Source organism: Sorangium sp. So ce204, from assembly GCF_051526795.1.
Lineage (GTDB): Bacteria > Myxococcota_A > Polyangia > Polyangiales > Polyangiaceae > Sorangium > Sorangium cellulosum_B.
The window spans coordinates 6,258,286-6,272,103 of the sequence record NZ_CP150317.1 but is presented as its reverse complement, the minus strand read 5'-3'; the positions used below and the strand labels follow the sequence as shown (position 1 = coordinate 6,272,103).

The 13,818-nt window shown below is 73.8% G+C and carries 10 protein-coding genes; 7 read left to right on the top strand and 3 right to left on the bottom strand.

What is annotated here, in order from left to right; genetic code table 11:
• The first annotated feature begins 158 nt into the window (after window positions 1-158).
• From WMF22_RS23290 to WMF22_RS23280, 3 genes are all read left to right on the top strand, one after another.
• Window positions 159-1,430, top strand: coding sequence for a glycosyltransferase family 4 protein (locus tag WMF22_RS23290; protein WP_438037079.1), 1,272 nt, complete (start codon window positions 159-161; stop codon window positions 1,428-1,430).
• A 106-nt stretch (window positions 1,431-1,536) separates the two neighbouring features.
• Window positions 1,537-1,842, top strand: coding sequence for a tetratricopeptide repeat protein (locus tag WMF22_RS23285; RefSeq protein WP_438037078.1), 306 nt, complete (start codon window positions 1,537-1,539; stop codon window positions 1,840-1,842).
• A gap of 31 nt (window positions 1,843-1,873) precedes the next feature.
• Entirely contained in the window at window positions 1,874-2,491 is a 618-nt protein-coding gene (locus WMF22_RS23280; RefSeq protein WP_438037077.1) for a thiamine phosphate synthase, read from the top strand.
• A gap of 34 nt (window positions 2,492-2,525) precedes the next feature.
• On the opposite strand, the gene WMF22_RS23275 is transcribed toward WMF22_RS23280, so the two are convergent.
• Complete coding sequence (locus tag WMF22_RS23275; RefSeq protein ID WP_438037076.1) at window positions 2,526-3,116, bottom strand: Uma2 family endonuclease; 591 nt, start codon at window positions 3,114-3,116, stop codon at window positions 2,526-2,528.
• A 98-nt stretch (window positions 3,117-3,214) separates the two neighbouring features.
• Here WMF22_RS23275 and ileS point away from each other — a divergent pair, with 98 nt between their 5' ends.
• The gene (gene ileS, locus WMF22_RS23270) at window positions 3,215-7,114 is read left to right on the top strand and encodes an isoleucine--tRNA ligase (RefSeq protein WP_438037075.1); all 3,900 of its coding nucleotides are present in this window, start codon (window positions 3,215-3,217) and stop codon (window positions 7,112-7,114) included.
• A gap of 86 nt (window positions 7,115-7,200) precedes the next feature.
• On the opposite strand, the gene WMF22_RS23265 is transcribed toward ileS, so the two are convergent.
• A complete protein-coding gene (locus WMF22_RS23265; RefSeq protein WP_437301274.1) occupies window positions 7,201-8,286 on the bottom strand; it encodes an aldo/keto reductase in 1,086 nt (361 codons plus the stop codon).
• A 133-nt stretch (window positions 8,287-8,419) separates the two neighbouring features.
• Here WMF22_RS23265 and WMF22_RS23260 point away from each other — a divergent pair, with 133 nt between their 5' ends.
• Together WMF22_RS23260 and WMF22_RS23255 are read left to right on the top strand one after the other, a co-directional pair.
• The gene (locus tag WMF22_RS23260; RefSeq protein WP_437301273.1) at window positions 8,420-9,268 is read left to right on the top strand and encodes a helix-turn-helix domain-containing protein; all 849 of its coding nucleotides are present in this window, start codon (window positions 8,420-8,422) and stop codon (window positions 9,266-9,268) included.
• Window positions 9,269-9,919: 651 nt separating this feature from the next.
• Window positions 9,920-11,095 (top strand): AAA family ATPase, encoded by a 1,176-nt coding sequence (locus WMF22_RS23255; RefSeq protein ID WP_438037074.1) that lies wholly within the window; start codon window positions 9,920-9,922, stop codon window positions 11,093-11,095.
• Window positions 11,096-11,144: 49 nt separating this feature from the next.
• On the opposite strand, the gene WMF22_RS23250 is transcribed toward WMF22_RS23255, so the two are convergent.
• The gene (locus tag WMF22_RS23250) at window positions 11,145-11,837 is read right to left on the bottom strand and encodes an HAD family hydrolase (protein WP_437301271.1); all 693 of its coding nucleotides are present in this window, start codon (window positions 11,835-11,837) and stop codon (window positions 11,145-11,147) included.
• 137 nt (window positions 11,838-11,974) lie between these two features.
• Here WMF22_RS23250 and WMF22_RS23245 point away from each other — a divergent pair, with 137 nt between their 5' ends.
• Complete coding sequence (locus tag WMF22_RS23245; protein WP_437301270.1) at window positions 11,975-13,810, top strand: ImmA/IrrE family metallo-endopeptidase; 1,836 nt, start codon at window positions 11,975-11,977, stop codon at window positions 13,808-13,810.
• Window positions 13,811-13,818: the final 8 nt, after the last annotated feature.

Genomic DNA, 13,818 nt, shown 5'->3' with positions numbered 1-13,818 from the left:
CGAGATGAGCGATGCTGAGCGTAGATTGGCGACATTGACGAGACCGAGCGAGACTGGCGAGACTGGCTAGACCGAATACGAGACCGAGCGCGAGCGACGTCCTCTTTCGAGGCGCTCGCTGGTCCGGCTCGCTCGGAGAGGAGGAGCTCTTGCGGCGGATGCGCGTTTTGCTGATCACGAAGATCTTTCCGAACGCGGTTCACCCGGACGAGGCGCCGTACAATCGGCGGCAGTTCGCCGCGCTGTCGCGCTACTGCGACGTCCGGGTGCTCGCGACGATCCCGTGGTTCCCCGGGATAGAGCGCCTCTCGAAGTGGCCTATCGGCGCCAGCGCGCCGCGCGAGGAGGTCATCGACGGGCTGCCGGTCAGGCACCCGCGGTACCTGTACGTGCCGAGGATCGTGCCCGCCCTGAACGGCCCGCTGTATGCGGCGTCGATGCTCCCGGAGCTCATCGGGCGCGGTCCGTTGCCCGACGTCATCGTCGGGGCCTTCGCCTACCCGGACGGCTTTGCCGCGGTCTGCCTGGGGCGATTGCTCGGGGTGCCGGCCGTGATCAAGACGCACGGCTCGGACATCGACGTGATCCCGCGCGACCGGCGGATGCGGCGGCCGCTCGGCTGGGGGCTCACGCGCGCCGCCCGGGTTGTCACGGTCAGCCGCAAGCTCGCGGACGGGGTCGCGGCGCTCGGCGTGCCGCGCGATCGCATCGACATCGTCATGAACGGCGTCGACGTGAAGACGTTCCAGCCTCGCAACCGCGCCGAGGCGCGCGCCGCGCTCGGCAAGTCGCCGAGCTCGCGGCTGATCGTCTTCGTCGGCCACCTGAGCCGCGACAAGGGCGTGCTCGATCTGATCGAGGCGTTCGAGCGGCTCGCGCCGGTCCACCCGGACATCGAGCTGGCGCTCGTGGGCAGCGGCGCCGAGGAGCAGGCGTGCAGGGCCGCCGCCGCCCGTCTGGGCGGCCGGCTGACGGTGACCGGCTACTTGCCGCACGATCAGGTGTCGCTGTGGCTCGGCGCGTGCGACGCCCTCGCCCTCCCGAGCAAGCACGAGGGCACGCCCAACGTCCTGCTCGAGGCGCTCGCCTCGGGGCGCCGCGTGGTCGCGACGAGCGTGGGGGGCATCCCCGACGTCCTGCGCAGCGCCGAGCTCGGCGAGCTCATCCCGCCGGGGAACCAGGGCGTGCTGATGGAGGCGCTGCTCCGCGCCGCCCGGGCCGACTACGATCCGGCGCGGATCGCGGAGCTCGCCGGCAGGCGCGACTGGGATGACAGCGCGCGCGCCCTCCACGAGTCGCTCCTGCGCGCCTGCGGCGAGCCCCTGTCGAGCTCCGGCGGTCAGGACGCGAGCGACGCGCCCTTCGGCGCCCCGGCCTCGAAGGGCGGGATCGAGAACGGCGCCGCCCGGACGGGCGCCTCCCTGAACTAGCCCCGTCACCGGCCGCCCGGCCGAGCGGGCCCGCGCGGCTCGGCCGGGGGAGCGGCGTCGCCGGGGCCGCGGCGTCCTCTTGACGCTCGCGCTCGTTCATCGGCGAATGCCGCTCGTGTTCACCGGCTTCCGCGCGGCCTTCGGCTCGATCGCGATCTTCGCCGCCGTCGCACAGGCGCCTTACCAGTGCGCGAGCGAGGTCGACCCGGATCGTCGCGTGTACGAGGACCCGAGCGAGGCCCTGTATGCGCTGGCCGAGCGCTTCAAGGCGAGCGGCGATCGCCGCGCCCAGGTGGACACCTTGCGTTTCCTCGTCGAGCGGTATCCTTCCAGCCGGTTCGCCCGGATGGCCCGGCAGGATCTCGAGGAGCTCGGCGAGGCGGAGCGCCCCCCGGGCGACGGAGCGCGATGACGCGCCGCCGCCGGCGCGCTGGAGGACGGCCATGCTCACCCCGAGGTTGACCCTCATCACCCAGGCGGCGGACGTCCCGGAGCCGGTCTTGCTCGCGCGGCTCTCGGCGTTCGGCGCCCTGCCCCCCGAGGCCCGCGCCCGCGTGGCGGTGCAGCTCCGCGATCCCGAGCTCTCCGGCGCGGCGCTCCACGCGCTCGGCAGGCGCCTGCGCGACGCCACCGCCGCGCTCGGCGCCTCGTTCCTGGTCAACGATCGCCTGGATCTCGCGCTCCTCCTCGGCGCGGACGGCGTCCACCTCGGCCGCCGCTCGGTCGCGGTGGCCGACGCGCGCGCGCTGCTCGGGGCGGGCGCCTTCGTCTCCGTCGCGTGCCACGGCATCGACGAGGTGCTCCGGGCGGCCGAGGCCGGCGCGGACGCCGCCGTGCTCTCGCCGATCTTCGCGACGCCGGGCAAGGGTCCGCCGCTCGGCCTCGCGGCCCTGCGCGAGGCGCGGGCCCGCCTTGCCGCGGCCTCGCGCGGCGTCGCGGTCCTCGCCCTCGGCGGCATCGACGCGGCCTCGGCGCCGGCCTGCCTCGAGGCGGGCGCGGACGGGGTGGCCGCCATCCGCGCCGACTTCGGCGGCGCGCTGCCGGCGCCGCGCGCTGGGTGAGCTGCGGCTCCGCGCCGCCCGTCCCGGCCGGCGGTTACCGCGCCCAGAGGTCGGCGAGCGGCAGCTCGATCGCGTCGAACGGCTCGGGCCGTACGGTCTCGTCGCCTTCGTACGTGTCGAGCAAGGACCACCGCCCGTCGTCGAGCCGGTAGACCTCGAGCGTCTGCGCGACCGGGTTGAGCAGCCAGGCGTGGCGGACCCCTTCGCGCCGGTAGATCCGCATCTTCTTGCCCCGATCGACGCGCTCGGTGCGCGGGGAGATCACCTCGCAGACCCAGTCCGGCGCGACGTCGTAGTGTGCGGGCGCGTCCTCGGGCCCGATCGCGTCGGGCATGCGCTCGCGGCGCCAGCCGGCGAGATCGGGCACGACCTTGTCGGGCCGTGGTCCCAGGTGGAGCTCGGGCTCGTCGAGGATCACCCATCCGCCAGGCTCGCCCGGATCGTCATCGAACGGCCCGAGGCGACGGCCCAGCCGCGACGCCGTCCGCGTGTGTGGCCGCGCCGGCCTCGGGAACGTGTACAGCTCCCCGTCGAGGATCTCGGCGACCATCTCGTCCGGCACGGCCTGGAACGCGGCCTCGACCTCGGGCGCGTTGCCTGGAAATAGCGGGTGCTGCGCGCTCATCGTCAGATCCTAGCACCCCTGCCGTTCGTCGCGCGCGCTCCGCGCCGGACCAGCGCTTCCCTCGACGCTGGCAATGGGCCTTGCTACTAGGCCGGGCCATGTCCGAAGCGTCCTCGAAGAACCCGACCGACGGCCCGCCCGAGCCCCTGTTCGACAGGGTGGCGACCGAGCTGAACTTCCCCGCCGACGAGGCGAAGATCCTCGCCTTCTGGAAGCAGCGCCGCATCTTCGAGAAGACGCTCCGCGCCGAGACCCGCGCCACCGGCCCCTCGCGGGGCACGTTCGTCTTCTACGAGGGCCCGCCGACCGCCAACGGCATGCCGCACAACGGCCACGTGCTCACGCGCGCCGTGAAGGACATCTTCCCCCGGTACAAGACCATGCGCGGCTACGACGTGCCGCGGAAGGCCGGCTGGGACACGCACGGGCTGCCGGTCGAGGTCGAGGTCGAGAAGGAGCTGCGCATCCACGGCAAGGCCGACATCGAGCGGTACGGCGTCGAGCCGTTCATCTCGCGCTGCGTCGACTCCGTCTTCCGATACACCGAGGCGTGGGAGAACCTGACCGACAAGATCGGCTTCTGGGTCGACCTCGACAGCGCCTACGTCACCTACCACCGGAGCTACGTCGAGAGCGTCTGGTGGGCGCTCTCTCAGCTGCACAGGAAGGGGCTGCTCTACCGCGGCCACCGCGTCTGCTGGTGGTGGCCCCAGGGCGGGACGGCGCTCAGCGCGGCCGAGGTCGGCTCGAACTACAAGACGGTCGACGACCCCAGCGTGTTCGTCGCGTTCCCGCTCGTCGACGAGCCGGACACCGCGCTCTGCGCCTGGACGACGACCCCGTGGACCTTGCCGTCGAACGGCTACGCCGCGGTCCGGCCCGAGTTCGACTACGTCGTCGTGGACGCGGGCGCGCCCGCGGGGGGCGCGGCGCCCGTGGCCGGCAAGCTCATCGTGGCCGCGGCGCTGCGCGAGGAGCTCGCCAAGAAGTTCAAGCGGGACCTGCCCGTCCTCCGCGAGCTCAAGGGGAGCGAGCTCGTCGGCAAGCGCTACCGCCCGCCGTTCGACGCCTTCGCGAGGTCGCTCGAGGGCGCCTCCCTGCGCAGGAAGGACGGCAAGGCGGAGCCGCTCTACTGGATCGTCCTCGGCGCGGATTTCGTCACGCTCGACTCCGGCACCGGCATCGTCCACGTCGCGCCCGCGTTCGGCGAGGACGACTGGAGCGCGCACCGGCGGCGGATCGCGGAGCTCGCCGAGCCGGGCGCCGACGTCCCGATGCTCTGCGCGGTGCGGCCGGACGGCACGTTCGAGCCGGGGCTCACGGCGTTCTCGGGCCTCTGGGTGAAGGACGCCGATCCGCTGATCATCAAGGATCTCGCGGCCCGCGGGCTGCTCGTCCACGAGGAGAAGTACCGCCACGACTACCCGTTCTGCTGGCGCGCGGACGACGATCCGCTGATCCAGCTCGCGCGGCCGGCCTGGTACATCAGGACCCGGGACAACATCGACAAGGCGATCGCCAACAACCGCGCGGTCCGCTGGCACCCGTCGCACATCCAGGAGGGCCGCTTCGGCGACTTCCTCGCCAACAACGTGGACTGGGCGCTCTCGCGCGAGCGGTACTGGGGGACGCCGCTCAACGTCTGGGTCTGCGCGAACGACGAGGAGCACCAGCTCGCCCCGGCCTCGGTCGCCGAGATCGAGGCGCTGAACCCGCGCGCCTTCGACCACTTCCGCGACGCCAAGAGGGCCGACCCCGGCCTGAACGAGCACCTCATCGTCCACAAGCCGTGGATCGACAAGGTGACGTTCCCCTGTCCGACGTGCGGCGGCGAGATGCGCCGCGTGACCGAGGTCATCGACGCCTGGTTCGACAGCGGGAGCATGCCGTTCGCGCAGTGGGGCTACCCGCACGCGGAGGGCTCGAAGGAGCTGTTCGATCGCGCGTTCCCGGCGGACTTCATCAGCGAGGCGATCGATCAGACGCGGGGCTGGTTCTACTCGCTGCTGATGGTCTCGACGCTGGTCTTCGACGAGGCCACGCAGGAGAAGCTCGGGCTGTCGCGGGTCCGGAGCTACCCGCACCCGTACCAGACGTGCGTCGTGCTCGGGCACGTCTGCGACCGCGAGGGCAAGAAGGAGAGCAAGTCGAAGGGCAACTACACGCCGCCCGAGGTCATCCTCGAGCGCGTCCGGATGGAGTTTGCGGCGGCCGACGGCGGAGGCGCCGGCATCGGCGCGATGAAGGACGGCGTCGCCTACATCGCGCGCGAGGACTACGAGGGGCTCGATCTCACGGGCGACTCGGCGAAGGTGCGGGTCTACCGCGCCGATCGCGAGGGCGCGGCGGTGACGCTGGAGCTCAGGCCCACGACGGGCAACAAGCGCCTCCCGCGCCGCATCGTCGCGCTCTCGCGCGGAGACCTCGATCGCCTGGGCCTCTCGCCGGCCGACAAGGCGCTCTCGGTGATGCCCAACGACGTGCCCAGGCTGCCGCAGGACCAGCGCGTCTTCATCGAGGACCCGGCGACGCCCGCGCCCGGGGCCGACGCGTTCCGCTGGTTCTTCTACGCGTCCTCCCCGCCGTGGACGAACACGCGCCACTCGCTCACGAACGTGCGCGCGTACCAGAAGGAGTTCGCGGTCAAGCTCCGGAACGTCTACTCGTTCTTCACCATCTACGCGAACATCGACGGCTTCTCGCCCGCGGAGGGGAACCCGGGCGCGACGGACACGTCGCCCGCGGCGCTCGCGGCGAGCGCCGGTTACCGGCCGGCGCGGGAGCGGTCGCTCCTCGACCGGTGGATCCTGTCGGAGCTCGCGCTCGCGACGCGGGAGGTGACGGCGCACCTCGACGAGTACCGGCTGTACGAGGCGGCGCAGCGGCTGGTCGACCTCGTGGACGCGCTCTCGAACTGGTACGTCCGCCGGAGCCGCGCGCGCTTCTGGGCCCCTTCTCCGACGTGGGTCGAGGATCGGCGTTCGCCGTCCTCTCCCGGCGATACGCTGGAGGTTGCGCCGGGGACTGTGCGCGCTGCCCAGGACAAGCGCGACGCGTACTTCACGCTGTACGAGGTGCTCGTCGCGCTCGCCAAGCTGAGCGCGCCGTTCACGCCGTTCCTCGCCGAGGCCATGTACCAGAACCTGGTGCGGCGGCCGTGGCCCGCGTCGCAGCCGGAGAGCGTCCACCTCGTGGCGTTCCCCGAGGCGGACGCCGCCGCGGTGGACGAGCCGCTCGCGATCGAGATGCGCGCGGTGCGCGAGCTCGTCTCGCTCGGCCTGCAGGTGCGCACGGCGAACAAGCTCAAGGTGCGGCAGCCGCTCTCGCGGGCCGACATCGTGCTGTCGCAGCAGGGGCTCGCGGCGGCGCTCGCCGAGCACGTGCCGCTCATCGCCGAGGAGCTCAACGTCCACGAGGTGCGCTTCCTGAAGCCCGGCGAGGAGGGGAGCGCGGTCCGCTACGTGCTCAAGCCGAACTTCCGCGCGCTCGGGCCGAAGCTCGGCAAGAAGGTGCAGCTCGCGAAGCAGGTCCTGGCGAAGGCCGACGCGGCGGCGCTCCGCGCGGCGCTCGCGACCGAGGGCAAGATCGCGATCGCGCTCGACGGCGAGCAGGTCGAGCTCGGCCCCGAGGAGATCGACGTCGCGGTCGAGGCGGGCGAGGGGTTCGCGGCGGCGGGCGGCCGCGCGGGGGTCGTCGTGCTGCACACGGCGCTCACGGACGCGCTCCGCGACGAGGGGCTCGGCCGGGAGATCCTCTCGCGGGTGCAGGGGCTGCGCAAGGAGCTCGACCTCGGCTTCACCGAGCGGATCCGGCTGGCGCTCGACGGCGGCGAGCGGGCGCGCAGGGTCGCCGAGGCGGCGCGCGAGATGCTCATGCAGGAGGCGCTCGCCGCCGAGCTCGTGCTGGGCGCGGCGCCCGCGGCGTGGGGGCAGGCCGAGCGGCGCGAGGTCAACGTCGACGGCGAGGCGCTCGTGATCGCGCTCGCGCGGACGGCGTGAGGGCGTGACGGCGCCGGGGGGGCGCTGGCGCGACGGAGACTCGGACGAGCGCCCCCGCCGGGGCGCTCGGCGCGTGTTCAGTACCGTCAGTACCGCTCGCCGTCGTTCTTCGGCGCCATCGGCCACGCCGGCGCGCTCTCGCCGTTGATCGTCATGCCGCCGTTCGTGAACGCGCCGGCCATGCGCAGGAAGCCGGCGGGGAAGTCGAGCGCCGGCGCCGAGAGCGCGTCGAGCGCGGCGACCTGATCGGGCGCGAGCTCGACCTCCAGGGAGGCGAGGTTGTCGTCGAGCTGCGCCAGCGTGCGCGCGCCGATGATGGTGGACGTGACGCCCGGCCGGGCCACAACCCAGGCGAGCGCCACGCGCGCGGGCGTGGTGCCGAGAGCGCTGGCGATCTCGACGAGCTTGTCGACGATGGCGTACGCCTTGTCGGTGAGCGCGGAGAGCACGAACGGGCCGCGATCGGCCTTGTGCTTGCCGGCGTTCTCCCGCGTGTACTTGCCGGTGAGCACGCCGCTCTTGAGGGGCGACCAGGGCGTGACGCCGAGGCCCAGCTCGCGCGCCATGGGGAGGAGCTCCCCCTCCACCGTGCGCTCGAGGAGCGAGTGCTCGATCTGCAGCGCGATGAACTGCGCCCACCCGCGGAAGCCTGCCAGGCCGTGCGCCTGCGCCACCTTCCACGCCGGCGTGTCGGAGACGCCGACGTAGCGGACCTTGCCGGCCGCCACCAGATCGTGGAGCGCTCGCACGGTCTCCTCGATGGGCGTGTGCTTGTCCCAGACGTGCATCCAGTAGAGGTCGATGTAGTCGGTCTGCAAGCGGCGCAGCGACTGCTCGCACTGCGCGAAGATGGCCTTCCTCCCGGCGCCGCCGCCGTTGGGGTCGCCGAGGTAGAGGTTCGCGGTGAACTTGGTGGCGATCACCGCCCGGTCGCGCTTGCTCGGGTGGCGGCCGATGTGGTCGCCGATGATCTTCTCGGAGTGGCCCTTGGTGTAGGCGTTGGCGGTGTCGATGAAGTTGCCGCCGCGCTCGATGAAGCGATCGAGGATCGCCTCGGACTCCTTGACGCTGGATCCGAAGCCGTGGTCTTCGCCGAAGGTCATGGCGCCGAGGCACAGGGGGCTGACGCGCAGCCCGGAGCGGCCGAGGGTGACGTAGTGGTCGAGGTTCATCGTGGTCCTCCTGGGGGCTCGGGCTGAAGAGCCCTCGCTGGACCGCACCGTGCGCCCGTGCCGGGGTGCAATCTTGGAGGAAACGGCCGGGACGGGGCCGGCTGGGTTGATGGCGGCCCGAGGCGAGCGCACGATGGCGAACGTGGTGGGATCGATCGAACAGGCCGTCGCGCGGCGCGCCCCGCGCCCGGAGGCCGGCGCGCCGGCGTCGCGTGTGCTCCGCAACTTCGTCGTCGCCGTCCGCGCCATCGCGCCGCCGATCACGAACCTCGACCTGCTGCCCGACGGCACGACGTCGCTGGTCTTTCGCCTGCTCGACGCGGAACGCGCCGACCTCGTCGTCCTCGGGCCCAAGACGCGCGCCGTGTACAAGCGCGTGCCGCGCTTCCTGCTCGCGGTGCAGGTGGTCTTTCGACCCGGCGGCGCGTACCCCTTCTTCGGCGTGCCGATGCACGAGCTCGCCGATCGCATCGTCCCGGCGCGCGATCTCTGGGGCCGGCGCGCCGACGCCCTGCTCGAGCAGCTGGTGGCGGTCGGGACCGGCGTCACGCGGGACCCCGCGCGAGCTCGCCTGGAGGCGATCGAACGCGCCCTCGAGGGACGCATGCTCGGTCCCGACGTGTTCGAGCCCGCATCGGCGGCCGTCGCGCGCGCCGCGCTCCGGAAGCTCTCGCTCGGAGGGATCACCGTGGAAGAGACGGCGAGCGCGCTCCACGTCAGCCCGCGGAACCTGCGGCGCGCCTTCGTTGCGACCGTCGGCGTCTCGCCGAAGCAGTACGCGCGCATCGCCCGCTTCCAGCGCGTCGTCTCGAACGCGCAGGTCGCCCGCGGGTCGTGGTCGGAGATCGCCCTTGCGAGCGGGTACTGCGATCAGCCGCACCTGGTCAGGGAGTTCCGCGAGCTCGCGGGGCTCTCGCCGGTGGCGTTCATGAAGCGACGCTCGACCGGCGAGCTCAGCGGCTCCGGCGGAAGCCGTGGGTGAACGCTCCAGGGACTCCAGGGCGTTCGATGCGACCGCGTGGAATGCGGGGCTCCTGCGCGATTACGTGCCGGGCCTTACGATCCTGCGGGTGTGATCGCCTCGCCGCGCGGGGCGGTGCTGCTTCCGCAAGGATCTTGTTGCGGACATCGCTGGCGAGGCGTTCGATGATCCTCGTCGGGTGGGGCGCATCGGAGATTTTCAGGACGGTACCGAGACCGAGGGCCGCGCATCGCCGGCCCGTGACGGGCGACAGCCTGCCCGGGCGGCAGGATCTCTCCGTGGCGTGAAGGAGATGGCGCTTCCGGGACCTCTCCCACGCCGTCCGGGTGTCCCTGGAGCCCGGCGTGCTGTCCCTGGAGCCCGGCGTGCTGTCCCTGGAGCCTGGCGTGCTGTCCCTGGAGCCCGGCGTGCTGTCCCTGGAGCCTGGCGACACGTCCCGGAAGCACTGTGCCATGTCCCGGAAGCGCGATGCGACGCGCCCCAGGAGTGCAGCGGCGTGTCCCGGGGGCTCGTTCGAGCGTCCCGGGAGGTCGTGCGAGCGTCCCGGGAGCTCTCTCCAGCGTCCCGGAAGCTCTCCCTGGCGCGCCTGGCCAGCGGACCCGCGGCGCGGGCAGGGGGGTGGACGTCCTCGGACCGAGGCTCCGCGCCGCGATGATCACCCACGTCTACGTCAGCAACTACGGCAGCGTCGGGGCTGGGCTCGAGCTCACGCTCGGGTCGCTGACCGCGCTCGTCGGTCCGCCCGGCTCGGGCAAGGGTTGCCTGCTCGACGCGGTGCGGTTCCTCGCCGAGTGCGCCAACGGGGCGTTCGATCTGGCGGCGGCGAACCGGCGCGGCGGCGGCGCGCTGGGGGGCGCGCGCGGCGACGGCGCGCTCACCACGCTCGGGGTCGCGGTCTCCAGGACCGAGGGCCACGGGTTCTGGCTCGTGCAGCTCGCGCCGGGAGAGCGGGAGGGCGAGGCGCGCGTCAAGAGCGAGACGGCCGCGTGGTGGCAGCGCAGCGCGCTCACGCGGCTCGTCAAGCCGGGCCTGCGCGAGGTCTTCGACGCCGGCAGCGACGCGCCCGAGGTCTCCTTCGACCGGCTGAAGGGCAGCCCGAAGGGGTTCTCGCGCAAGGACAAGGGGCGCAGCGGCACGCTCGCGTACCGCGGCGTCGCCCCCATCGCCGTGAGCGGCACGAAGCTCGTCCTGCCGCTGCTCTCCGATGGACCGCTCACCCCGATGCTCGACGAGCTGCGCCGGGCGGTCCTCTACTCCCTCGCGCCGCGCACGCTGCGCTCGCCCCAGAAGCTCAGCGCTTCCCGGCGCCTCAAGGCGAGCGGCGACAACTGGGGCTCGGTCCTCCGCGCGCTCGCGAAGGAGCGATGGCAGGACGAGTTCCTCGCGGGGCTGTCCCAGGTGATCGGCGACGTCGACGGCGCCCGCGCGTCCTCGTCCGGCGGGTTCCTCGTCCCGGAGCTGCGCCACGGCGTCGACGGCGACGGGCGCGAGCGCTGGCGCGCCGCCGCGGACGAGCCGGACGCCACGCTGCGGCTCGCCGCCATGGTCACGGCGCTCTCGCAGGAGCCCCCGCTCGTGCTCGCCGGCTTCGAGCACCCCGACGCGGGCGTCGATCGCGCCGCGCTCCCGGCGCTCCTCGAGTACCTGCGCGGCGCGTCCGCCCAGCGTCAGCTCCTGCTCACGACCGAGAGCCCCGCGCTCCTCGACCTCCTGCCGGCCGACGCCGTCTACTCGGTGGAGCGCCGCGACGGCGCGACCGCCGCGTCGTCCATCGACGAGGCGCAGCGGAAGGCGCTCCGGGAGCGGCTCGGCGCCGCCCCAGGGTGAGCGCGCTCCGGGCTCCCGCCCGGCGCCGCCTGAGCCCGCCCGAGCGCCGCTACGACGCGAGCCGCTCTCCCGGCGGCGCGAGCGGCGACGCGCCGTAGCGCGCGAGGAGGTCCTCCGGATCGAGGTAGATCGCCGCGCACCCGGCCTCGAGGAGCTCCATTTCAGGGAAGCCTCCGCAGAGGAGCCCCACCGAGAGGAGGCCGAGCTTCGCCGCGGCCTCGGCGTCCGACGGCGCGTCGCCGACGAGCACGACCTCGCGAGGATCGACGCTGCCGAGCCGGTCGAGCGCCGCCTCGATGACGTCGGGGCGCGGCTTCGACCTGTCCGCGTCGTCGGCCGAGACCGTCCACGAGACCAGATCGCCCACCCGGGCGAGCTCGACGCTGGCGTCGAGCTCGCCGCGCGGCGTCGGCGAGGCGAGCACGATCCGGCGCCCGTCGCGCGCGACGCGCTGGAGCAGCTCGCGCACGCAGGGGAACGCCCGGGCGCCCGGGAGGAGCTCGCGCCCGTAGATCTGGTCGCGCAGCGAGGAGATCCCGGCGCCGATCCAGCCGAGCTCCTCGGGCGAGAGGAACGTCTGCAGCAGCTCGTCCGCGCCCTTGCCGATCTGGCCGCGCAGCTTCTCCCGCGGGACCTCGCGGCCGAACCGCCGGAAGGCCTGCTGCCAGGCGGCCGCGTGCAGATCGACGGTGTCGAGGATCGTGCCGTCGACACCGAAAATGACGGCGCTGACGCTGACCATGGCGCGACACGTGGCGCAGGGCGGGACGCACCGCCATCGGAGGGCTCCCGACGGCCCCTCCCGCGCCGCGCCGGCTGCGCTCGGCCGGAGTCGCGATAGACTGGCCGGGGAGGGCGAGCGGGCAGGGTGATGACGACATGAACAGGCGGCTGTCCGCACTCGCGGTCCTCCTCGGCGGGCTGCTCGGCCCGGCCGGCGCCGCGGCGGCCGAGCCGGCGCTGATCGCGGTCGATCTGGACGACGACGACGCCGACGGCGTGCCGGACGGCGAGCAGCCCCGCGCGCCGTCCGCCCCGGAGCTCTTGGCGCTGCGCGCGCCGCGCGGCGCGAGCCAGGCGCCCGCGGCGATCCCCGCCGGCCTGCGGCTCCTCGTCGACGGCAGCCCGGTCAAGCCCGGCGCGGCGATCCCCGCGGGCGCCCGCCGCGTCGAGATCCAGGCGGTCCGCGCCGGGCGCAGCGAGATCGCGCTCTTCGGCGAGGCGCGGGCGATCAGCGCGTTCGAGGTGCGCGCGATCGACGGCGCCGGGCGGCGCATCGACATGGCGCGCTCCCACGCCTCGCTGCAGCGCACGCCCCCGGACCGGCTCGGCGACGATCCGTTCGCGAACCTCGACGATCCCGACGCGATCCGGCTGTTCGTCATCGGCGCGCCGGAGGATCTGCCGCTCACCCTCGACGTCCACGCCGCGGCGCCGTCCGGCGCGGCGATCGATCGCCTCTCCGACGTGCCGCTCGGCCACGTGCTGTGCCCGGAGGACGTGCCGCCGGGCCTCGTGTGCGGATCGACGCGCCCCCTCCGGGTGGTCGCGGACGACATCGATCGCAACCACCCGATGATCGCCGATCGCTCCGTGAAGGGCGAGGTCGGCGGGGCGCTCGTCGTCGCGCTGCCCGGCGGGCCGAAGGTCCAGATGATCCGCGTCGCCGGCCCGCGCGCCTCGCCGCTCGGGCCGCTCGGGCGCACGCGCGCGCGCCTCCGGATCGTCATGGTGCGCCCCCGCGCCGGCGGCCCGCCGCCGATGGGCGGCGACGACGCGGGCGCGCTCGCCATCGCGCGCGCGGAGGTCGAGCGGGCGAACGCCCTGTGGGGCGCGTGCGGCGTGAGCTTCGGCCCGCCCGAGGCGCTCGACGTCACCTTCGTCGATCCGCCGCGCCCGCACCTGCTCGCGATCGGCTGCGACCACGGCCTGCCGGCCAGCGGCGGCGCGATCCGGGTGCGCGTCGACGGCCACGAGGTGACCGCGGCGATCGCGCCCCGCGCGCGCCCCGACGCGGCGGCCCGGGCCGTCGCCGCGGCGATCGGCGCGGCGGGGTTCTCGGTGCGCCTCTCCGACAACCCGGCCATCGGCGCGGGCGCCTTCGGGACCACCGACGTGCTCGTGCGGCGGCCGGGCGGCGCGCTCGCGACCATCGAGCCGCCGGCGGCGGGCGCGCTGAGCACCGACGCGACGCTCACGGCGTGCATCGGCGCCGTGGATCTCGACGACGGCCTCCAGCACTTCAGCGACACGGACGCCATCGCCGGCACGGTCGAGGAGCGGGCGCTGCTCAAGGCGTTCGACGACGGCGATCCCTCGACCGTCGACGTCGTGATGGTCCCGAGCTTCGCGGGCGGCGGGCGGATCGGCGAGTCGTTCATCTTCGCCGACGGCGGGGCGATCCGGAACACGATCATCGAGGATCGCGCCGGCCTGCGCGCGGATCGCGCGTCGTTCGCGCTGGCGCACGAGCTCGGCCACGTGCTGCTCGACGAGCCGGGGCACCCGGACGATTTCGGGATCGACACGCCGACCCGGCTGATGGACGCCGACGCGGCCAACGCCTCCGCGTACGGGCCGCGCCGCCTGACCGTCGACGAGTGCGCGCGCGCGATCCGACAAAGCGGCGCGGCGGAGCCGCGTTTGGGCCGACAGCGCGCCCCGGTGCCGCTGCTCGCGCCGTGGCCGCTCGCCCCGCTCGGTCGAGAGAGGTGAAACGCCGC

Bases quoted from the DNA above. Each gene is read 5' to 3' on its own strand.
- WMF22_RS23250 (WP_437301271.1), bottom strand. From the start codon at position 11,837: ATGGTCAGCGTCAGCGCCGTCATTTTCGGTGTCGACGGCACGATCCTC.
- WMF22_RS23275 (WP_438037076.1), bottom strand. From the start codon at position 3,116: ATGAGCGCGCAGCACCCGCTATTTCCAGGCAACGCGCCCGAGGTCGAG.
- WMF22_RS23285 (WP_438037078.1), top strand. From the start codon at position 1,537: ATGCCGCTCGTGTTCACCGGCTTCCGCGCGGCCTTCGGCTCGATCGCG.
- WMF22_RS23255 (WP_438037074.1), top strand. From the start codon at position 9,920: ATGATCACCCACGTCTACGTCAGCAACTACGGCAGCGTCGGGGCTGGG.
- WMF22_RS23280 (WP_438037077.1), top strand. From the start codon at position 1,874: ATGCTCACCCCGAGGTTGACCCTCATCACCCAGGCGGCGGACGTCCCG.
- WMF22_RS23290 (WP_438037079.1), top strand. From the start codon at position 159: ATGCGCGTTTTGCTGATCACGAAGATCTTTCCGAACGCGGTTCACCCG.
- WMF22_RS23265 (WP_437301274.1), bottom strand. From the start codon at position 8,286: ATGAACCTCGACCACTACGTCACCCTCGGCCGCTCCGGGCTGCGCGTC.
- WMF22_RS23260 (WP_437301273.1), top strand. From the start codon at position 8,420: ATGGCGAACGTGGTGGGATCGATCGAACAGGCCGTCGCGCGGCGCGCC.
- ileS (WP_438037075.1), top strand. From the start codon at position 3,215: ATGTCCGAAGCGTCCTCGAAGAACCCGACCGACGGCCCGCCCGAGCCC.
- WMF22_RS23245 (WP_437301270.1), top strand. From the start codon at position 11,975: ATGAACAGGCGGCTGTCCGCACTCGCGGTCCTCCTCGGCGGGCTGCTC.